Genomic DNA, 20983 nt, shown 5'->3' with positions numbered 1-20983 from the left:
CCTCTTCGCTGGCAAGCCAGCTCCCACAGGAATTTTTGTTGTCTGCGATGGCGAGTTGCCAGCAGTCCTGATTTCCCTTGTCTACACTGCTTCACACCAACGGAGGTCGCGCTCGGCAGTGCGCCGGCAAAGGAGTGCTCGATGTCTCCCTGCTTGCAGTTTCGCGGCCCGGCCCGGCAACGGGGGGCGATTGGTTTGATGGCTGCCGGTACGCTGGCGCTGGCGCTGGGTTTCATGCTGTTGGTGATCGATAGCGGCAGGCTTTACCTGGAGCAGCGCAAACTGCAGCGCGTAGCAGACACCGCCGCACTGGAGGCGGTGACCCGCGATGGCAACTGCTTGTCCGGGGCGAGTGCCACCGCTTACGCCACCCAAAGCGCTACCCGTAACGGTTTTACCGTCAACGCCGACAACACGCTGACCGTCAGTTGCGGCACCTTGCAGATCGGCGCCGATCACTTGCGCGCCTTCAGCGCCGACCCGAAGAAGTCCGCTGCCGTTCAAGTCATCGCCACCCGCACGGTGGCCACCAGCGTCGCGGCCGGTATCGGCGCATTGCTCTCCGGTGGGCCGGCCAGCCTCACGACCCGGCTCAGCGCCACGGCCGTCGCCGCCGAACCCAAGATCTCACTGGCGCAATTGAGTATCCGCAGCACCCTGTTGGGCGTCGATAGCTCACAATCCAGCCTCTTGAATCCGTTGTTCTCGACGCTGCTGGGGGGCAATGTCAACCTGACCGTTGGCGGCTGGGATGGCTTGGTCAAGACCGATATCAACTTGCTCAAATTCATGGACCAGCTCGCCCTCGAACTGGGCGTGTCGGCCGGCAACTACACCACGCTGTTGAACACGCAAGGCAGCGTCACCCAGTTCATCAAGGCTGCGGCCACCGTGGTGAACCTCAACGGTGCCACGGCGACCGTCACCACCGCGCTGGCCAACTTGCAGGTAGCCGCCACCAGCGCTTCGCCCATCAAACTGGGTGATTTGCTTCAGCTGCAAACCGGTACGCAGGCGGCAGGGCTGGACGCTACGGTGCAGTTGTTTCAATTGATTCAGGGGTTCGTTCAACTGGCCAACAAGAACAGCGCGGTGACCGCTGTGTTGCCAGTCAATGTATTGGGACTGGCGGGCGTGACTACCCGCATCAAGGTCATTCAACCGCCGCAATTCTCGGCGGTCGGTGACCCGGCGCTGGCGAAAGCAGCGCCGCTGGGCGTGAACAGAATCTACGTGCGCACTGCGCAGGTTCGCATCCTGGTGTCGGTGGACCTGTCGGTGATCAATGCCGTGCTGCAGTTGGTCAACTCGCTGTTGAGCCCGGTGGTGGGGCTGGTCAACACACTGCTGGCGCCCGGTTGCCTCCTGGGCAATTGCACCCAGACCGACCTGCAGATACTGCCCAAAGGGCTCAACCTCGATCTCGGCATTGAAGCCGGCACGGGCAGCAGTTACGTCACGGACTATTCCTGCGCCAGCCCGACCAACAAAAGCCTCACCGCCACCACCAACATTTCCGCAGTGCAGGTCAAGGTCGGCCAGATCGACGACGCCATCTGGCTATCGTCGTCGCCGGCTCAAAGCCTGTCGCCGCTGACGCTGGTCGATATCGGTTCGAAAACCTGCAATTTCTCAGGGTGTGGCGCACGAACCCCTTTCGGCGGTGGCGGCAGCGAAATCATGATCGACAGCCCGGTCGCCGGCACCACCGAGCCCAATTACACCTTTGCCAATCCCCATGAGATCAATGTGTCTGCGGACCCGACGCACCCGGTGATGGTGTCGGGTGTGGTCGGCAGTCTGAAGGGCACACTCGGCGGGATCACGCTGATTCAACACACGCCCACCATCGGCAGTCTGTTGGGCAGTTTGTTGAGTACGTTGCTGTCGACGCTGTCCGACGTCGTCGCGCTGTTGGCATCGGCCATCAGTGGCCTGTTGGCGCCGCTGGTCGACCCGATCGTGAACAGCCTGTTGATGAACCTGGGGATCGACATCAACAAGGTTGACGTCGGCTTCAACCTGACCTGCGGCGAGAAAGGCAAAGCCTACCTGGTGATTTGATCCTCCTGCACAACCGGCAACTCGATACAAAACCGCGCACCCTCGGTGGAGTTGCGCACGCTCAGTTTGCCACCCATGTTTTCGACGATGCCGTAGCTCACCGACAGGCCGAGCCCGGTGCCGATCCCGACCGGTTTGGTGGTGAAGAACGGTTCGAAAATCCGTTCCAGCAGTCGCGGGTCGATGCCGCCGCCGTTGTCCTCGACCCACAGGCGCACCGACTGCGGGTCACGTTCGGCATACACCGCGATCCACGGTTTGAATTCGGGGTTGGTTTCACGCTTGCTCAGCAAGGCATCCCGGGCGTTGACCATCAGGTTGATCAATACTTGTTCAAGCTGATCCACGTAACCGCGCACTTGCACCTCGAACCCGGTTTCGCTGATGCGCAGTTCCACCCCTTTGCCACGCATGCCTTCGGCCAATAACGACAGCGTGCCTTCGATGGCCTGGGCCGGATTGAACGGTTGTTGCTCGATCTCCGAGCGGCGGCCGAACACCCGCATGTGATCGACTACCCGCGCGGCGCGCTGTACCTGCGCATCGATGCGATTGAGCTTGTCGGTCAGGTAATCGACCTGCACGTCGCCGTTGCCCAGGCGCTTGAGCACATTGATGATCGCCATGCGCATCACGTTCAGAGGCTGGTTGATTTCGTGGGCCAGGCCGGTGGCCATTTCGCCGAGGGTGGCCATTTTTGCGCTTTGGGTCAGTTGCTGCTGGGAGCGCCGGACTTCGGTGTTGTCGCGGCCCACGGCCTGAATCTCCAGCAACTGGCCCTGCTCGTCGAACACCCCGCGATCCGACCAGACCCACCAGGCGTGTTCCCGTCCCGGCAATTGCAGGTTGATTTCCGCGGTGCTGACCGGGAACTCCGGGCTCAGCCGGGTCAGGCGCTGGAGGAAGGATTCGCGCTGTTGCGGCGACATCCAGTTGCCCAGGTTCAGCCCCGGCAGTTGCTCGGGCGTGCACTCAAGATACGCCGCCAGTGGCCGGTTGCCGAAGGTCAGGGACAGGTCGGGGCGGTATCGGCAGATCATCGCCGGAGAGTCTTCCACCAGAATCCGATAGCGCTCTTCGCTTTGCTTGACCTGTTCGGCCGCCACGGTCGCTTCGGTGACATCCAGCCACAGGCCCACGGCTTCCACCGGCAGACCCAGGTCGTCGCGCAGCAGCTTGGCCTCGTCGAGCAACCAATGGTAATCGCCACGACTGTCACGCAGTCGATAGCGGGCGCGCACCGAGCCTTCACGCAGCAGTTGCCGGGTACGCTCGAAATAACGATCACGGTCTTCGGGGTGCACCCGTTCAACCAACGCAGTCGTGGCGCAATCGGCGAGCGTCCAGCCGAGCAGCGGCAGCAGGCTGTCGCTGAAGAACGTCGGTTGCAACGCGCCTTCCCCATAACGCTGCACGTAAATCACCGCGGGCGAACTGGCGATCAGATTGTCCAGGCGTGCGTGTGCGGCGGCGGCGTGTTGTTCCTGGTTTTTGATGTCGCTGATGTCGAGCATGAAACCCACCAGGCGCCGATGGCGGCCCACACCCAGGGCCTGGCCTTGCAAGCGATACCAGCTCGGCGGCAGCGCGGCGTCGGGGCGATAGAAACGCACGCACAGCAGTAACGGCGTGCCTTCGTCCAGCAGGTCTTGCAAGCGACTGTGCAGTTCTTCGCGGTCAGCGGGATGCACCTGATCGAGCCAGTCGTTCAGCGCTAAACGCTCGCTGGCAAGGTTCAGGGTGCTGGCCAGCGAGGGCGCCAGTTGCACCTCGGCCCTGTCGCTGAACACTTCCCACCAGCCGGCGCCCAGCAAACCCTGCAGCGATTCCAGGCGCTCCATTTGCAGGTGGTGCCGGTGCTCGCGGGAGCGTTCCAACAAGGGGCCGGCGAGCGCGGCGGCCAATTGCAGCCAATCGCGCTCGCTGACATCAGGGGCCCGTTGCTGCACCGGATAGCAACCACACAGCAACCAGGCCGCCACGCCTTGAGCATCGTGATATGGCACGACGAACCCCTCGGCGTTGCCAAAGATGGCTTGCAGACGGGGGTGTTCGACAGGGTTCAGGTGCTGCGGCGCTGAGCCGTTCAGGCTGTCCAGGCCGGTCCCCAGCCGCTGTCCGGTGTGCCACAGTTGCGGCGCATCGAGGCCTGCAAAATGCTGGTGAATCTGCCAGCCCTGTTCTTGCTCGTCGAGCAATGCCAGGGCGATGCAGGGGACGTGAAAACGCTGGGCCAGGCTTTGCAGTTGATCGGACAGGACTTCGGGCAAGCGCGTCAGGCTGCACAGGCGCAACTGCTCGCTGATCTGCACCGAGAGCAATCGGCATTGTTCGCTCACCCGCGATTGCCGGCGCTCAAGTAGCAGATCGCCGATGTCCAGCAACTGCAGCAGCCAGCCATCGGCCAACGGCTGGACCCAGCCGCGCAAGTGCAGGGTTTGACCACTGAGGGTGTAAAAGTCCAGGTCCAGGGCCTGGCCCTGCCAATCGGCGGGGGAGCCTTCGACGACGAGGCCGCAGTGCGGCAGCAAAAAGTCGAGCAGATGCGGGGCCTGGGCGCCGGGTACCTGCTGGGCCAGCACGTGTCGCAGCGGCCCGGTCAGGTGCAACACGCGACCTTCGGTGTCCAGATGCATCTGTAAGCCGACTCCGGGCATGCTCGGCGCTTGCAGGGCCTCCAGGGGCGGAGGCGGGTGGCGGTTGAGCAAACGCCCGAAGAGTTTATCCCCGGCACTCAAAATTGCAGGCTCGAACTGGCGGTGAGGGTCGCGGGCAAATCAGGCACTTGACCTATTCCCGGCAGGTTCAGAAACGGAATGACTGCATTCAATTTACTGGTGGGGTAGTTGATGCTCACCTTCAGGACTCCGCCGACATAGGTGGTGGTTGCGTCAGTGGCAACGTTGAAGTTCAGACCCGCAGGAATCCACGCCAGTTGCCGGGTCAGTTCCTGCGTGGCGGTGGACTTCAACTGGGCTTCGTAACCGGGAGTATTCGGGTCCAGTGCCACGCTCCGGCGCACGGCTTCGGCCGTCGACTGGTTGAACGACTGCATCAGCAGCAGCGGCAGGCTGTACGTGACAATCGCGTAAAACACGCCGAAAAAAATGACGAAGACCAAGGCGAACTCAATCGCTGCGGCACCTTTTTGCTTGCGCGGGAAGCTGGTTTTCATGAGTGCGTCTACCCTGACATCACTAGGTAATGTCAGCATAGAATCATTCAGCCAAAACGGACGTTTTTTACCGGATGCAGAGCTTTGTCCTACTGATCTGGCTGACGCTATGCGCAGCGCAGGATGCCCGGCAACGGCACATCGCCAATGGCTTGACCCTTGGCGCAGGGGCGTTGGCCCTGGCATGGATGCTGTGGAGCGGAACCACCTGGGTGGGCGCACCCGCAGAACAGGGCGGCTGGGCAGCCCTGTTGGCGCTGGCGTTCACCCTGCCCGGTTATGCGATACGGCGCCTGGGCGCGGGGGATGTGAAACTCATGACCGCCCTGGGTCTGGCGACCGATGGTCGGCATGTGCTGGGCGTGTTCATCGGTGCCGGATTGGCCAGTGTGTGCTGGCTGCTGCTGGCGCCAAGCGTCTGGCTCCATATCGGTCAAAGGCTTAGAGGACGCCTTCGCTATCTGCAGCCTGGAATGTCAAAGAAACAACCCTTCGCGCCGTTTTTGCTCGTGGGCTTGTTGCTGACATTGGCTGTATTTCGTTTTTTTACAGAGTCGGAAAGTGCGACTACTTTCATTCAGTAGTTGTACAGCCCTGAGCTGTGATTGGAAAAACGGTCAGCCTTTGACCTGGCAGGGAGTTGCACGTGAGCAAGCGTAACTCGGCAGTAAAAGTCCTTGTGGTCGACGATCAGCCATTCATCGTTGAAGAACTCTGCGAATTTCTTGAGAGCCGCGGCTACCGTTCCGTTGCCTGCGGGTCCAGCCATCAAGCCATTGAGCGGTTCAACGAAGACCCTGATATCGGCTTGGTGCTCTGTGATTTGCACATGCCGGGTCTGGACGGCATTCAACTGGTTCTGGAGCTGCAACGGCTGTCCGGAAAACACCGCGCGTTCGAGGCGATCATGCTGACCGGGCATGCGGACAAGCAGGATGTGATCAAGGCATTGCGTGCCGGTTTTGCCGATTACTACCAAAAGCCGATTGATCTGAGGGAGCTGCTCGAAGGCTTGCAGCGGCAGGAGCTGGTCTTGCAGGAACGGCACAAGGCGCTGCAACTGGGACACCTGGATCAGAAGCTGCAGTACCTGTCCGAGTCGATCGAGGACCTGTATCAGGACCTGGACAAGGTTCGCCGGACTCCGCTTTCGTCGGTTTCGGGGGAATCGGGCGATGAGGCCGTCAGCGAAGCGGATCGGGTAGAGATCCCGGCGATTTTCAATCAGTTGTCACCCAGGCAACTGGATGTGGCGCGGCTGGTGGGCAAGGGGCTGACCAATTATCAGATTGCCTGTGAGTTGGGGATCACCGAGAACACGGTAAAACTGTATGTGTCCCAGGTGCTGCGCTTGACCCATATGCATAATCGGACGCAGTTGGCGTTGGCGCTTTCGCCGAGCGGTTCCGGGTTGCGGCAGCGGGTGACGGCGCACTGAATATGCCATCGGTTTTTTGGATGGTGGACCTATCCGTTTCCGCGGTAACCGCGACTTATGGCTTCGCCCTTACGGCGACCCTACAGGATTGCGTCCACCCCATGGCCGCAAACCACCAACGCTAATTCCCCGACCCACTGTCCACCTTCCCGCCCGCATCCTGATCAAAGAACTGCGGGATCTCGTGCTGATAAGTCTTCAACCAGCGCTGCATGGTCAGTTCGCGTTCGGTTGCGGTAGCGGTTTGCAGTTTTTGCGAAGCGGCGTTCTTGCTGCTTTGCAGTTGCAGCCAGCCTTCGGTTTCCTGTTGTTGTGGCGAGGCCGGGCCGGGGTCGATGGCGTGGCTGGTGAGGGGCAGGGCCAGCAGGCCGAGGCAGCAGAGGGTGGTCGGTTTCATCCTGGGTTCTCCCTACTGAAGGGCGGGTGCGGTGGCGACGGCGACTTGCGCGGCGACGGTCGGGGCGGACTTGGCTGGCGCCTTGAGTCTTTCCGCTCGGGCCTGGGCCTCGGTGACTTGGGCGGGGCTCAGGCCGAGGCGGCTGACCAGTTCGGCGGCGCGGCTCCAGTCGTCCTGATAGATCAGCAATGTCACCAGATTCAGTCCTGCCAATGTGTTGTTTTGCTTGAGTTCAAGGGCGGTCAGGAATTCGAATCGGGCGTCTTCGACACGCAATTGATTGAGGTACACCACACCGAGGTCGTTGCGGATTTTTTCGTCGGTGGGCGCCAGGCGTGCCGCCCGTTGCAGGTGCGACTGGGCCTGGCCGTTGTCGCCCCGTGCGGCAGCAAGTTGACCCAGGCCATGTTCGGCCTCGGCCGCCTTGCAGCCGCCGAGCAGGCTGCGGTACAGCGGCTCGGCTTCGTTGCGGCCCAGCAGTCGATAGACCTTGGCCTTGCGCAAGCGCACATCGGCCAGGTTGTCCGGCAGGTTCTGCAGATTGGCCAGGCTGGCGTGCAGCTTGCCGTCATTGGCCATGTCGTCCGCAAGGTTCAGCGACAGCTGTTCTTCGGAACTCAACTTGCCGCAACTGGCGGAGTCGGTCAGGGCGTTCCAGGGTGTCTGGCCGTTGCTCGCGCAGCCGCCCAGCAACAGCAGACTCAAACCGGCAATCACTACTTTCATCACGATCCCTCTAAGAAGCAAAGGCCCGGCTCAGGGCGGTGAGGCCCGGGCCGGCCAGTACGATCAATAACGCCGGGAAGAGGAACAGCATCATCACGACGGACATTTTGGCGGACATCTTGGAAATGTATTCCTGCAGGCGCGTCAGGCGCCGGTCATCGAGCAACAGCTTGAGTGCCAGCAGCGACTTCATCGCACCGCCGCCCTGATGGATCAGCTGTTGCAGAATCACGCAGGTGTCGGTGAACTCATCCACCGCCAGCAAGCGGCTCGCCTTGTTCAGTTCATCGCCCAGTTCCAGGCCGGAATCGACCCGGGCCAACACCAGGCGCAGTTCATGGGTGAGCGTGGGCATCAGCTGTTTGCCGTCGTTGCTCAACACGCGCAGCGATTGCTCCACGGCCATGCCTGATTCGAACAGGATGCGCAGCAACGGAATGAAGGTGGAAATCTCGATCGCCAGCTTTTTTTTGCGATGCTGTACAGCCATCGCCAGCAGGCGTTTGGGCAGCAGATAGCCCATGCCGGTGGCAAACGTCGGCGCGACCCAGCGATGGGTGACGTGCGCAAAGAACAGCTCCTGAATCAGCACACTCAGGGCCAGTGCCAGCACTGGCACGCCGACCTGGAACGCCGCATACAGGGCGCGTTTGCGCGCGGTGCGCCAGCCGAGGCCGTTGAGCAGTGTCTGGGTTTCGTTATCGAGTTTGACCGACTGCTGCCCCAGCCGACTGGTGCCCAGGGCCAGCAGCCATTGACTCAAGCGGGGCTCGCTCGGCGCCTTGCCGTCCAGTCGTCGCACCACTTGCCGCGCACGCCGACGCAGTTCCAGCACGACGCTCAACAGCAGCAGCGATGCCAACAGAAACAGCAATGAGCTCAGCAACATGGACAGGTTCATAGGCTACGCAACATCCGCCACAGTGCCAGACAGCCGAACACCTGCAAGAGGAGGGCGCTCACCAGCATCCATTGCCCGGAGCCGTCGTTCCACATGCTGAGCAGGTACTTAGGATTGGAGATCAGAAAGTAGCCGGCGACGGTGACCGGCAGCAGGGCCAGGACCACCGCCGTGACGCGGGTTTCGCCGGTCATGGCACTCAATTGGCGAGCCGCTTGCTCGCGTTCGCGGATCAGCTTGATCAGGTTTTCCAACAACTCGCTGGCGTTGCCGCCATAGCGATGGTTGACCTTCAAGCCGAGTGCGAACAGGCGCAGTTCGTCTTTGTCGTACAACTCGGCAAAGTCCGAGGCGGCGTCGGGCAGACTGACGCCCAACTGCACACTGCGTTGCACCCGGCCCAGGGCGTTTTTCAGCGGGTCTTCGGCAACGTTGATGGCGCCCAGTACCGCATCGGCCAGGGTGCGTCCGGACTTCAGGCTGCGCACCGCATGGTCAAGCAGCGACGGCAATTGCTCGATCATGCGCTTGAGCCGGCGTTGATAGCGCCAACCGATGTACAAGTGTAGAAACAGCGGCGGCAGCAGCAACAGAATGAAAAGACCGACCCAGCCGCCCGCCGCGACCCCGAGCAAGACAGCCAGCCCCCAAAGTGTCAGCCATAGCCCCAGGCGCTCCGTGGGCCGCCCGAGGCCTGCACGCAAAAAGGCGCGATCCAGTGCCACCCAGGACGATTTCTGCACCACCCGTTCGGGTTGCCCCTGGGTCAGGCGTTCCAGGACGCGCTGGGTGCCGGGCTGGCGCAACCCGCGGTAAAGCAGGCGGGCCGACAGGCCGAGCAAGGCCAGGCAAACGAGGATGAGCAGCAGCGATTTGAGCATGCTGTAACCTTCAGTACGCCGAGGGAGAGAGCGCCGATTCGCGACGCAGTTTGTCACCGGCAGGGTTGACCGCTTCGCGCATGAAACCGAAGCCGCTGCGACGGTCGAGGCGGAACAGCGTATTGGTCACATACACATCTTCACGGATGCCGATCACCTCCACGACCTCGCTGACGCAGCGACGGCCATCGGGCAAGCGCGTCAACTGGATCACCACGTCCAGCGCCGCGCAGATCATTTGCCGCAAGGTGCGTTCGGCGATGCTGCGGCCCGTCAGGCCGACCAGGGTTTCCAGGCGCAGCAGCGCATCCTGTGCATTGTTGGCGTGCACGGTGCTCATTGAACCGTCGTGGCCGGTGTTCATGGCGGTGAGCACATCGACCACTTCGACACCGCGGATCTCGCCGAGGATGATGCGGTCCGGGCGCATCCGCAGGGCGTTGCGAATCAGGTCGCTGGACTTCACTTCGCCGTGGCCCTCGGCATTCGGCGGACGGGTCTCCAGGCGCACCACATGAGGGTGGCCCAGTTGCAGTTCGGCAATGTCCTCGATGGTCACCAGCCGTTCTTGGGGATTGATCAGTTGGCTGAGAATGTTCAACAGCGTGGTCTTGCCGGTGCCGGTGCCGCCGCTGATCAGAATGTTGCAGCGCTTGCCCACGGCTTCCTTGAGGAAGTCGTAGATCGCCTGGTCGATGGTCTGCATGGTCATCAGGTCGGTGCTGTTGAGCATGTCCTGGCGGAACTTGCGGATCGACAGGCACGGGCCATCGAGGGCAATCGGCGGAATGATCGCGTTGACCCGGCTGCCGTCCGGCAAGCGCGCATCGACCATCGGCGACGACTCATCGAGCCGCCGGCCGAGGGGCGCGAGAATGCGCTGGATAACGCGTTCGACGTGGTGCGCATCGATGAAGCGCAAATCACTCTGGTGCAGCAAACCGTCGCGCTCGATGAACACCCGGTGCGGGCCGTTGACCAGAATTTCGGTCACCGCCGAATCTCGCAACAACACTTCCAGCGGGCCGAAACCGGTGAGCTCGTCGACGATCTCTTCGGCCAGGCGCTCCATCTCATAACGGGAAATCGCCAGGTGCAGGCGCGCGATGTATTCGGCCACTTTGTCGATGACGAATTGCGACAGCGTCTGCCGCGATCCTTCCAGGAGGTTTTTGCCCGACTCTTCGATCGCATCGATGATGTAGCGGTGCAGCACCAGTTTCAGGCCTTCATGGTCGGTGTTGCCGGCCACGCTGCGTTGCGCCACACCGAACAGTTTTTCGCCGCTCATTGCGCACCTCTCAAACGGCTGAACCAGGACTTGGGCTTGGCCAGGTTTTCGGAACGCTTGGCCAGGCGTTCTCCGAGGGTGCGCAGGCTTTGCGTAAGGACTTCCCGTGGCGCCAGTTCGAACAGGGTCACGCCCTGATTCTTGGCGTTCAGGCGCACCTCGGGGCTGTAGGCGAGGGTGGCGATGACCTCCATGCCGAAGCTTTTGCCCAGGGCGTCGGAGTCCGGCGCGACGGCGCGCAAGTAGCGATCCACCAACAGCCGGGCGTGATCGAGCTTCATGCCTTTTTCGCGCCACAGATTGAGCACTTCGAGGTTGCGGCGGCAGTCGAGCACGTTCTGATCGGTGTACCACAACAGCTTGTCGCAATGGCTGACGAAGGTGCGCAGGGCTTCGCTGTCCGGTTGCCCGGTGAGGTTGACCACGATGTGCTGGAAGTGTTGGCGCAGGGCGCTGAGCAGCATGTACAACTCGGCGGCGCTGGTGTGCTCCAGCGGCTCATCGTGACTGGCGTAGGCGAGGATTCGCACCCCGACTTCGCAACGGGTGAAGGCACTGTCGATCAGGGTCGCGTCGAGTCGGCGCAAATGCCGCAAGGCATCGCCGAAGTGAAACGAACTCTCCAGCCCGAGCAAGGCCAGGCTGTCACCGCGCGGCAGACCCAGGTCGAGCAAGAGGGTTTGCTGTCCGCTCTTCTGCACCACCTGCGCCATGTGATTGGCGAGCAGCGCGCCGTCGGCATTGCTCTGCACGCCATACAGCACGGTCAGGCCACCCAGTTGGGTGCTCGGTGTCACGGCCGGCAGGCGTTTGCTCAGGCGGCGTACCAGCCCGGCGACTTCACTGGAGCGCGAACCATACGAAACGAAATCCCGCGCCCCCGCGCGCATGGCATTGAGCACGAGCTGGTTGTCCATGCCGTCACCCAAGGCGACGATCGCCAGCATCGGCTTGGCTTCCAGGGCGCCCTCGATCAACGCGCATTGGGCCACTACGTGTTCGCGGTCGAGGCCGACGAACACCAGGCTGGCGAAGGTCACATCCACCAGCGCCAGCAGTTCGTCGAGACTGCCGGAGCCGGCACTGACCACTTGACCCAGCGGCGCGAGGGCGCCCTGCAGCCACTCCAGGTCAGTGTGGTTGCGCGTGATCGCGAGGAAGGTCTGGCTCAGGTTCTGGCTCATTGCGATAACCCGCTGCGTTTATCGAAGTCGCCGTTTTCGAGGAAGTACAGGCGATACCAGTTGGGGTCGTAGTTGCGCAGTTTCTCGCCGGGCAACGACGGCAGCTGCGCGTTGGCGGCCAACGGCTGGACCAGATGCGGGGTGACGATCATCAGCAGTTCACGCTCTTCGCGGCTGATCGAAGAACTGCGGAAAAACGCGCCGAGAATCGGAATGTCACCCAGGCCCGGAAACTTGCTGACCTGCGAGCCGTTTTGCGTGCTGATCAAACCACTGATGACAAAGCTCTCGCCGTCAGCCAGGGAGATGCTGGTGTCCGTGCGGCGAATGGTGAACGCCGGCACCGTGGTGCCGCCGATGGTCACGGCATTGTTGTAGTCCAGTTCGCTGACCTCGGGGGCAACCTTGAGGGCGATCTGATCGTTGCTGACCACCGTTGGCGTGAGCGTCAGGCGGATGCCGAATTCCTTGTATTCGATCGAGTAGCTGTTGCTGTTGGCGCTGGGAATCGGGATCGGGATTTCCCCGCCGGCGAGAAAGCTCGCGCTCTGCCCACTCAGGGCGACCAGGCTTGGGCGTGCCAGGGTGTAGGCGAAGCCGCTGCTTTCCATGGCATTGATGATGGCGAGGAAGTTACCGCCACCGGCGACGATATTGAACACGTCGTTGGCCAGGGGAATGCTGGGGGCGGCGATGCGCGGATCGATGTTGCGCAGCGGGAGTACGCGGGGCGTCACCCCGGTATTGGGCACTGTGCCAGGGGAGCCGAACAGGAAATTCGAGTTCTTGCCATAGATCGAGGTGCTGGCTTCTTTGAGTTTGGTCCGGCTGACTTCGACGAAACGGATGTCGGTCTGCACCTGCGACGGCAGCGACGGATCATCCGATGGCAGCCGCGCGGCCCTGGTCATGGCCGCGGTGGCGCGCCCCTGGACGAACACCATGCTTTGGCGCGGTGCACTGGCGCAGGCGGTCCAGACCATCAGGCTGGTGGTGCCGGGGGCCATCCCGGTGAGCAGGAACGCCTGGTTGCCATTGACCCGCACGTCGGCGATCTTCGGGTCCCCCACGGCCAGGCGGGTGATGGGAACGGGCGACTGCAGTTCCTGTTGCTGCCCTTCGCCGATTTCCACGGTGGCGGGTAACGGGCCCAGTGCGGCACAGTTTCCGCCTGCCGCGACGGCGGCGGTCAACGGCATGCCACCGATCAAGACGGCCCAGATCAAACCGTTGAATAACGGAATAATACGTCTGCGCATGGAAAGGCGTCCTTGCTCGATTCAGGGGGTCTGTTGAGTGAGTTCATTGCCGCGAATGACTTCCACGCCCGATTTTCTCGGTGCGACGGGAACACTGGCGACGACGGGTTTGGGCGGTGCGGTCATGGCCAGTTGATTGAACTGGATCAACTCGCGATTGGCGTTGGTGAGGTTGGTCGCAGAATCGCGCTCGCCGGCCCAATAATGGGCCAGGCGTTTCTCATCGGCACTGCGAACGGCCAGGCGTAACACCCCGGCCTGGGTGGCGAGGAGCAGGCGACTCAACAGTGGCGCGGGAACGGCGAGCAGTACGGTACGGGCGTTGGCGCGCTGTTGTTCCAGCTTGAGCTTCTCATCATTGCTGTAGGCCAGGCTGGTGGGTTGGCCATCGTTGGTCAGGCCCAACTGTTCGCCCACCCCCAACACGCGCAATGCCGGAACCACCAGTTGTGCGGAGGGTTGGGGGTTGATGGCGTCCATGCGCAAAAACAGCAAGACGTCGACATAGTCCCCCGGTGCCAGTTGGCCGCCGGCATTGATGACTTCGTCCACGGATACGGCGAGCGCGCGTTCGTCAGAACGAATCATCCGCGCCAGTTTGCTGCCGGCTTCGAAGCTTTCGTCACTGAGCCAGGTTCCGGCACGCAGGCTGCGCCAGGGCGCGCGACCGATCGCTTGATCGAGACGGGTGAGGCTGCCGGCAGGGGCGGTGCGGAGTTTTTCCACGGCCACGTCGGCGGCAGTGATTTGCACGAACGGCGCGATGTCATGCAGCAGCACGACGACGGGTTGGCGGGTGTCTTCTTCCTGTGGTGCCGCTGCCTGAGGAGTGGCGGCTGCCGGGGTGACGATCCCGGTCTGTGCAACCACAGGTGCGGCAGCCGGTTGCCGGCTCAGGGTAAAACCCCAGTAACCGGCAATGACAGCGCCCACCAGAGACAGTCCGGCAAGACCCAGAATGGCACGACTGTTCATGCGGCTCTCCCTTTCCTGCTGCGCAAAAAATTCATATCAGAGAACGAGAAAAATTTGCAATAAGGCAGCTATGAACATTGAACTATTTCGCTATTTGACCCTAGCGCAGCTAGTGCAAAATGCCATTACTGGCACTGAAATATCTGATAAAAGTGAATGATTAAGCTGAAATATCAGGTTATCTGACGCCAACTAAATGACTAATACTTTTGTATTAATGCGTTCTTACAGTTGTTGACCGGGGAAATGCCGACAATGCTGGTGCTGGCATAGGGGAATCATGTTGCGCCGATGCAACACCCGTGGTCATCAAGGAGAACGTCATGTCTGTTGCCAAGGTTGTTCAGAAGATCAAATCCGAGATCGCTTTCTATAAAAGTCTGGCCAAAGATACCGACGGGGCTTCGGGTATTGAGTACGCCATTGTGGCGGCGATGGTGGCGGTGGTGATTGCCGGGCTCAGTACTGGAATGGGTACTTCGATCACTACCATTTTTGGAAAAATCAAAACTGCGTTGGGCTAAGTATTGGTCAGTCGCCAGGGATAAAAACGAATTCTAATTTCAGCGCTAACCCACTCCAGGTGTCTCCTATGAACGCTCCTGTGCTTTCGCGCCAGCAACTTCTACTGGTCGACGACGAGGAAGAGGCGTTACTTGAGTTGGCCGAGTGGCTGGAGGGCGAAGGCTTTATTTGCTTTACCGCGACGTCGGTGAAACTGGCGTTGCAGCATTTGACACTCCATCCGGATATTGCACTGGTCATCACCGATCTGCGCATGCCGGAGGAGAGTGGCATGTCGCTGATCAAGCGCTTGCGCGAGCATACGTCGCGCCAGCATCTGCCGGTGATTGTGATGTCCGGACATGCGGGCATGGAGGACGTGAGTGACATGTTGCGGTTGCAGGTGCTGGACCTGTTTCGCAAGCCGATCTATCACGTACGGCTGTTGGAGACGTTGAACAACCTGTTTCCACTGCCGCGGCTTCAGTTGGTTTATCCCTGAATGTCGCTGTCTGGGTCTGGCGATCGGTTGACGGCTGGCTGACCCGCGAAGGCGGCCAGTAGAACACGACTCCCTCCAATATCCTTCGCCAGCATTGCGTCTTCTTCAGACGTTGTCAGGCAAGCGGCCGCCAATGGCCAGTCATGTGCTCCAGCTCTCCGGCGCCGATCAAGCGCAGATCGCCACTCGACCCCGCCGCACTGGCGAGCAACGTCACCTCGCTGGGCAGACGTACCGGTTTCTGGAATTGCACCGTGATCTCGAGGTTTGCCGTCGACAGGTGATCGGCCAGCGCGGCCAGGGTGCGCGCCTTGTTCCACAAACCATGGGCGATGGCCGAAGGAAACCCGAACAGTTTGGCGCTGGCTGCACTCAGGTGAATCGGGTTGTAGTCGCCGGACACCTTGGCGTACTGCCGGCCGATATCCGCGGGCGCTTTCCAGTGCGCGACTTCGCTCAGCGGCAGTGTCGAGACCAACACCTGCTCGACGGGCTCACCCTCAAGCTTGACGCCGCGACAGAGCATCCGGCTTTCAGCTTCCCACAGCGACCCGAGTTGATCATCGAGGGTGGTCACCAGGTCGAAGGTCGCACCCTTGGCGTGGGGTTGCAGGTTCTGCACTTGCACGCTGACCCGGACCCGATTGACCCCGCCCAGCGGCCGCAGTACGCGAATGCGATTGCTCAGATGAATCAGCCCCAGCAACGGAAACGGAAAGTCCTTGGCAGTCAGCAATTGCATCTGCAAGGCGAACGCGAGGATGTGCGGATAAGTCGGTGGCAGCAAACCATCGTCGGCGAACCCGCAGACCTTGCGATAGTCCGCCAGGCGTTTCGGATCGACATCGACCCAGCAGCGCAGACCGGCATCGGGCAGGGTGATGCCGCTGATTTTGCGTCGCGTCGCCGCGCGTAGATACAGCCCCGGCAGGCTCGGCTCGCGGTTGAGTGTGTGCCAATCAGTGATCATGCCTATGCCCCCAAAACGCTTTGCCCACAGACGCGCAATGCCTGCCCGGTGAATGCGCCCGTGCCCGGCTGCGCCAGCCACGCCACCGCTTCGGCGACGTCTTGAGGCAGGCCGCCCTGGCCCAGGGAGCTCATGCGTCGCCCGGCTTCGCGCAGGCCGAATGGTATGTGTGCGGTCATCTGGGTTTCGATAAACCCCGGTGCCACGGCATTGATGCTGATGCCCCGGGCCTGCAACAGCGGCGCCCAGGCCTGTGCCAGGCCGATCAGCCCGGCCTTGCTCGCCGCATAGTTGGTTTGTCCGCGATTGCCGGCGATGCCGCTGATCGACGCCAGCAGGATGACCCGGCCGTGGTCACGCAAGGTGCCGTTATCGAGCAAGGCCTTCGTCAGGACTTGCGGGGCATTGAGGTTGACCGCGAGTACGGCGTCCCAGAATTCCGGGGTCATGTTGGCCAGGGTTTTGTCGCGGGTGATGCCGGCGTTGTGCACCACGATATCGATGCCGTCGGGCAGCGCTTCGACCAGTTGCGTGGCGGCGTCCTCGGCGCAGATATCGAGGGTGATGCTGCGCCCGCCCAGGCGTGCGGCGAGGGCGTCGAGATCGGTTTTGGCGGGCGGCACGTCGAGCAGAATGACGTCGGCACCGTCGCGAGCCAGGGTTTCGGCGATGGAAGCACCAATGCCGCGCGCCGCGCCGGTGACCAGCGCCTTGCGCCCGGACAGCGGACGGGTCCAGTCGGTCACCGGGGTGTCGCAGGCGTTCAGGCGAATGACTTGCCCGGAGACGAAGGCGCTTTTCGGCGAAAGGAAAAACCGCAGCGGGCCTTCCAGTTGATCTTCAGCGCCTTCGCCGACGTGGATCAGCTGCAAGGTGCCGCCGCTGCGCAGTTCCTTGGCCAGCGAACGACTGAACCCCTCAATCGCCCGTTGGGCACTGGCGGCGAACGGGTCGCTCAAGGTCTGCGGCTCACGCCCGAGAATGACCATGTGCGCGCAGTGGTCGAGGTTCTTCATCAAGGGCTGGAAGAACTCGCGCAGCTGTTTGAGCTGATCGGTCTGCACCAGGTGAGTGGCATCGAACACCACGGCCTTGAGTTTCGGGCCATGGCCGGGAATCCACGCCGTGGCCAGCGAAGGATCGGTGGCGTAACTGTAGATGGCATCGGTCAGGCGATGGGCGAAGGCGCTGACGTTTTCCGCCAGCGGCCCGCCGCCGATCAGCAATGCGCCTTCGATAGGACGCAAGCGGCCCGCTTGCCAACGCTCCAGGCGCACCGGCGAAGGCAGGCCCAAGGCCCCGACCAGACGATGGCCGATGGAGGAATTGGCGAAGTCGATATAGCGGTCAGACATGGAACGCGCTCCAGCAGCTGAGGTTCAAAGTGTGGACCATGAATGGCGATCAGTCGTTCGATCCACGAGATAAGGCCTACGCTTGACCAGACTGTAGGAGCGAGCCCGCTCGCGATGGTGTATCCGTCGAAGTCAATGTAGCTGACACACCATCGCGAGCAAGCTCGCTCCCACAGGGGGCGGTTTTAACTTTCAAATGTTGATAGGGAGCTTTTCATGACTCAGCTGCGCCGCGTCGCGATCATCGGCGGTAACCGGATTCCCTTCGCCCGCTCCAACGGTGCATACGCCACCGCCAGTAACCAGGCCATGCTCACGGCTGCCCTCGAAGGCTTGATCGAGCGCTATAACCTGCATGGCCTGCGCATCGGGGAGGTGGTTGCCGGGGCGGTGCTCAAGCTGTCGCGAGACATGAACCTGACCCGCGAATGCGTGCTCGGCTCGCGGCTGTCACCCACGACCCCGGCCTATGACATCCAGCAAGCCTGCGGCACCGGACTGGAAGCCGCGTTGCTGGTGGCGAACAAGATTGCCCTGGGCCAGATCGACTGTGGCATTGCCGGCGGGGTCGACACCACGTCTGACGCGCCGATCAGTGTCAGTGAAGGCCTGCGCAAGATTCTGCTGCAAGCCAACCGCGCCAAAACCTCCGGCGACAAACTGAAAACCTTCCTGCAGTTGCGGCCCCGCGACCTGATCCCCGAGTTTCCGCGCAACGGCGAACCGCGAACCGGCTTGTCCATGGGGCAACACTGCGAGCTGATGGCACAGACCTGGAACATCCCCCGTGACGCACAGGATCAACTGGCCCTGGAGAGTCATCAAAAACTGGCTGCGTCCTATACGGAAGGCTGGCACAACGATTTGATGACGCCGTTCCTCGGCCTCACGCGCGACAACAACCTGCGTGCGGATTCGACGCTGGAAAAGCTGGCCTCGCTCAAACCGGCCTATGAAAAAAGTGCCAGGGGCACGCTGACGGCGGGCAACTCCACGCCGCTGACCGATGGCGCGTCACTGGTGCTGCTGGGCAGCGAAGCGTGGGCGAAGGAACGTGGCTTGCCCATTCTGGCCTACCTGCGCGACGGCGAGGCGGCGGCGGTGGATTTCGTCAACGGCGCCGAAGGGCTGTTGATGGCACCGGTGTATGCGGTGCCGCGCTTGCTGGCGCGCAACGGCCTGACGTTGCAGGACTTCGATTACTACGAAATCCACGAAGCCTTCGCCGCGCAAGTACTTTGCACCTTGAAGGCCTGGGAGGACCCGGACTATTGCAAGACCCGCCTGGGCCTCGATGCGCCTTTGGGGTCGATCGATCGCAGCCGGCTCAACGTCAAAGGCAGCTCGCTGGCGGCCGGGCACCCGTTTGCCGCGACGGGCGGGCGCATCGTTGCCAACCTGGCCAAGTTGTTGAATGCGGCAGGCAAAGGCCGGGGCCTGATCTCGATCTGTGCTGCGGGAGGGCAGGGCGTCACCGCCATCATCGAGCGCTGATTTTTGAAGGCAGCGAAGGACCTGTGGGAGCGGGCTTGCCCGTGATGGGGCCGGCACATTCAACATCTCTGTTGCCTGACACACCGCTATCGCGGGCAAGCCCGCTCCCACAAGGGGCCACCGGTGTTGAATAGATGTGTGACATGGCCTAACGTCGGCCCCATCAGCCGTCTTGCAACATAAGGTCAGTCAATGCCGACTAACGGACAAGTCACCCTCGAACGCAGCATTCCTCCCCTCAAGGCGTTGCCGCGTCCGCTGTATGCGCGGGTGGAGAGCCTCAATGCCGGTTCATGGACGCCGTCCCATCGCCACGACTGGGTGCAGTTTTCCTACGCGATCAGTGGCGTACTCGGCGTACACACTGCTGAAGGCAGTTTTTTCGCGCCGCCCCAGTGGGGGATCTGGATTCCGGCGGATCTGGAGCATCAGGTGGTGACCTCGATGCGCGCCGAGATGCGCAGCCTCTACGTGCGTCGCGAGGATTGCCAGTGGGCGGACGGGCGTTGCCGGGTGCTGGAAGTGACGCCACTGGCCCGTGAACTGATCAAGAGTTTTTGCTTGCTGCCGGTGGAGTATCCGCAGGGCGATAGCCCGCAGGCACGGCTGGTGAGTGTGCTGCTGGATCAATTGGCAACGTTGCCGGAAGTCGGGTTTTCCCTGCCGTTGCCTCGGCACGAACGGCTGCTGGGGTTGTGCAACGAACTGATCGAAAATCCCGAGCTCAACGTGACCTTGCAGGCGTGGGCTGAGCGCTTGGGCATTTCGGAGAAAACCCTGATGCGTTTGTTTCAGCGCGAAACGGGGTTGAGTTTCCGTGGCTGGCGCCAGCGCATGCGGCTGTTGTCATCGCTGAGCTTGCTGGAGGAGGGCGAAAGCGTGACCAACGCTGCGCTGGCGTGCGGGTATGACTCGACGTCGGCGTTCATTGCGGCGTTCAAAGGTCTGTTCGGGTTTACGCCGGGAGAGTTGTTTCGGCAGTGATGAAGCCTTCGCTGGCAAGCCAGCTCCCACAGAGGTCGCGTCGTTCCCGATATTGGGTACGACACGAACCTGTGCGAGCTGGCTTGCCAGCGATCGACCGCGCAGCGGTCTTCGGTCAGGTACGGAAGCGGCGAACCAACCCGTCCAGCTCATTCGACAACCCGGCCAGGCTCTGGGAATCCAGGCGCGCCGAGTTCGCCAGCTCCGCCACCAACTGCGCATCGCCATGGATGTGGCTGATGTGGCGGTTGATGTCTTCGGCCACTTGATGCTGTTGCTCGGCCGCCGTGGCGATCTGGGTGTTCATGTCGCGGATCACGTCCACCGACTCGCGAATCTGCCCGAAGCTGCTGCGCGCTTCACCGATGCGTATGACCGATTGCTGCGACACTTCCAGGCTCGCATGCATCTGCTGGGTCACTTGGCTGGTGCGTTTGGCCAGGTTGCCCAGCAGCCCGTCGATTTCCGCCGTGGAGTCGGCCGTGCGTTTGGCCAGGGCTCGCACTTCGTCGGCGACCACCGCGAAACCACGGCCTTGTTCACCGGCACGTGCGGCCTCGATGGCGGCGTTCAGCGCCAACAGGTTGGTCTGCTCGGCAATCGAACGAATGGTCCCGAGAATCGACTGAATGTCGTTGCTGTCGCGCTCCAGCTGTTGCATCGACTGGGCCGACTGTTCGATTTCCTGGCTCAGGCGATCGACGCTGGTCACGGCGGCGTCAATCTGTTGCTGGCCTTCGCGGGCCTGGCGCTGGCCACTGTCGGCCGATTCGGCGGCCTGGCTGCAAGAGCGGGCCACTTCGTTGGCGGTGGCGACCATTTCGTGGAACGCGGTGGACACCATGTCCACGGCTTCACGTTGACGACCGGCCGCTTCGGCCAT

Annotated in this window: 20 protein-coding genes; 7 read left to right on the top strand and 13 right to left on the bottom strand. The window is 61.9% G+C overall.

Features of this window, described 5'->3' with window-relative positions; genetic code table 11:
* The first annotated feature begins 141 nt into the window (after positions 1 to 141).
* On the top strand, positions 142 to 2064 hold the full coding sequence (locus BLV61_RS12150) for a pilus assembly protein TadG-related protein (protein WP_090465249.1): 1923 nt from the start codon (positions 142 to 144) through the stop codon (positions 2062 to 2064).
* On the opposite strand, the gene BLV61_RS12145 is transcribed toward BLV61_RS12150, so the two are convergent.
* Positions 2049 to 4802 (bottom strand): PAS domain-containing protein, encoded by a 2754-nt coding sequence (locus BLV61_RS12145; protein ID WP_090465246.1) that lies wholly within the window; start codon positions 4800 to 4802, stop codon positions 2049 to 2051. The two genes, BLV61_RS12150 and BLV61_RS12145, sit on opposite strands and share 16 nt — an antisense overlap.
* On the bottom strand, positions 4799 to 5239 hold the full coding sequence (locus BLV61_RS12140; RefSeq protein ID WP_047537036.1) for a TadE/TadG family type IV pilus assembly protein: 441 nt from the start codon (positions 5237 to 5239) through the stop codon (positions 4799 to 4801). The genes BLV61_RS12145 and BLV61_RS12140 overlap by 4 nt, the downstream gene beginning before the upstream one ends.
* A 74-nt stretch (positions 5240 to 5313) precedes the next feature.
* On the opposite strand from BLV61_RS12140, the gene BLV61_RS12135 reads away from it, so the two are divergent.
* A complete protein-coding gene (locus BLV61_RS12135; protein WP_052193649.1) occupies positions 5314 to 5823 on the top strand; it encodes a prepilin peptidase in 510 nt (169 codons plus the stop codon).
* 62 nt (positions 5824 to 5885) lie between these two features.
* Positions 5886 to 6677 (top strand): response regulator transcription factor, encoded by a 792-nt coding sequence (locus BLV61_RS12130; RefSeq protein WP_090465243.1) that lies wholly within the window; start codon positions 5886 to 5888, stop codon positions 6675 to 6677.
* 121 nt (positions 6678 to 6798) lie between these two features.
* Here BLV61_RS12130 and BLV61_RS12125 read toward each other — a convergent pair whose 3' ends face one another.
* Genes BLV61_RS12125 through cpaB form a run of 8 tightly spaced genes read right to left on the bottom strand, consistent with a single transcriptional unit; the run spans position 6799 to position 14291 of the window.
* Positions 6799 to 7074 carry a DUF3613 domain-containing protein gene (locus tag BLV61_RS12125; protein WP_047537042.1) on the bottom strand — a complete coding sequence of 92 codons (276 nt, stop codon included), beginning with the start codon at positions 7072 to 7074 and terminating at the stop codon, positions 6799 to 6801.
* Between the two features lie 12 nt (positions 7075 to 7086).
* Positions 7087 to 7800, bottom strand: a complete 714-nt coding sequence (locus tag BLV61_RS12120) for a tetratricopeptide repeat protein (protein ID WP_090465239.1) — start codon at positions 7798 to 7800, stop codon at positions 7087 to 7089.
* A gap of 10 nt (positions 7801 to 7810) precedes the next feature.
* Entirely contained in the window at positions 7811 to 8689 is an 879-nt protein-coding gene (locus BLV61_RS12115; protein ID WP_425272100.1) for a type II secretion system F family protein, read from the bottom strand.
* Positions 8690 to 8697: 8 nt separating this feature from the next.
* Complete coding sequence (locus BLV61_RS12110) at positions 8698 to 9582, bottom strand: type II secretion system F family protein (RefSeq protein ID WP_090465236.1); 885 nt, start codon at positions 9580 to 9582, stop codon at positions 8698 to 8700.
* A gap of 10 nt (positions 9583 to 9592) precedes the next feature.
* Positions 9593 to 10873, bottom strand: a complete 1281-nt coding sequence (locus BLV61_RS12105) for a TadA family conjugal transfer-associated ATPase (protein WP_090465233.1) — start codon at positions 10871 to 10873, stop codon at positions 9593 to 9595.
* Positions 10870 to 12057: a CpaE/TadZ family protein gene (locus tag BLV61_RS12100; RefSeq protein WP_047537056.1), complete on the bottom strand. Its 1188-nt coding sequence runs from the start codon at positions 12055 to 12057 to the stop codon at positions 10870 to 10872. The genes BLV61_RS12105 and BLV61_RS12100 overlap by 4 nt, the downstream gene beginning before the upstream one ends.
* Positions 12054 to 13316: a type II and III secretion system protein family protein gene (locus tag BLV61_RS12095; RefSeq protein WP_090465230.1), complete on the bottom strand. Its 1263-nt coding sequence runs from the start codon at positions 13314 to 13316 to the stop codon at positions 12054 to 12056. The genes BLV61_RS12100 and BLV61_RS12095 overlap by 4 nt, the downstream gene beginning before the upstream one ends.
* 21 nt (positions 13317 to 13337) lie before the next feature.
* Positions 13338 to 14291, bottom strand: a complete 954-nt coding sequence (cpaB, locus tag BLV61_RS12090; RefSeq protein ID WP_090465227.1) for a Flp pilus assembly protein CpaB — start codon at positions 14289 to 14291, stop codon at positions 13338 to 13340.
* 323 nt (positions 14292 to 14614) lie between these two features.
* On the opposite strand from cpaB, the gene BLV61_RS12085 reads away from it, so the two are divergent.
* Positions 14615 to 14815, top strand: coding sequence for a Flp family type IVb pilin (locus BLV61_RS12085; protein WP_090465224.1), 201 nt, complete (start codon positions 14615 to 14617; stop codon positions 14813 to 14815).
* Positions 14816 to 14883: 68 nt separating this feature from the next.
* A complete protein-coding gene (locus BLV61_RS12080; protein ID WP_047537065.1) occupies positions 14884 to 15297 on the top strand; it encodes a response regulator in 414 nt (137 codons plus the stop codon).
* Between the two features lie 115 nt (positions 15298 to 15412).
* On the opposite strand, the gene BLV61_RS12075 is transcribed toward BLV61_RS12080, so the two are convergent.
* Positions 15413 to 16267, bottom strand: coding sequence for a MaoC family dehydratase (locus BLV61_RS12075; protein WP_047537067.1), 855 nt, complete (start codon positions 16265 to 16267; stop codon positions 15413 to 15415).
* 2 nt (positions 16268 to 16269) lie between these two features.
* Positions 16270 to 17622: a 3-oxoacyl-ACP reductase gene (locus tag BLV61_RS12070; RefSeq protein ID WP_090465221.1), complete on the bottom strand. Its 1353-nt coding sequence runs from the start codon at positions 17620 to 17622 to the stop codon at positions 16270 to 16272.
* Between the two features lie 216 nt (positions 17623 to 17838).
* On the opposite strand from BLV61_RS12070, the gene BLV61_RS12065 reads away from it, so the two are divergent.
* Together BLV61_RS12065 and BLV61_RS12060 are read left to right on the top strand one after the other, a co-directional pair.
* A complete protein-coding gene (locus BLV61_RS12065; RefSeq protein WP_090465218.1) occupies positions 17839 to 19116 on the top strand; it encodes an acetyl-CoA C-acetyltransferase in 1278 nt (425 codons plus the stop codon).
* A gap of 192 nt (positions 19117 to 19308) precedes the next feature.
* Positions 19309 to 20100, top strand: coding sequence for an AraC family transcriptional regulator (locus tag BLV61_RS12060; RefSeq protein WP_090465215.1), 792 nt, complete (start codon positions 19309 to 19311; stop codon positions 20098 to 20100).
* 115 nt (positions 20101 to 20215) lie between these two features.
* On the opposite strand, the gene BLV61_RS32065 is transcribed toward BLV61_RS12060, so the two are convergent.
* Positions 20216 to 20944 (bottom strand): methyl-accepting chemotaxis protein, encoded by a 729-nt coding sequence (locus tag BLV61_RS32065; protein WP_371919885.1) that lies wholly within the window; start codon positions 20942 to 20944, stop codon positions 20216 to 20218.
* Between the last annotated feature and the right edge of the window lie 39 nt (positions 20945 to 20983).

Origin of the sequence: Pseudomonas mohnii, assembly GCF_900105115.1 — a bacterium.
Classification (GTDB): Bacteria; Pseudomonadota; Gammaproteobacteria; order Pseudomonadales; family Pseudomonadaceae; genus Aquipseudomonas; species Aquipseudomonas mohnii.
Note: the sequence above shows the minus strand (reverse complement) of the source record. Positions and strands in the feature narration are given on the sequence as shown.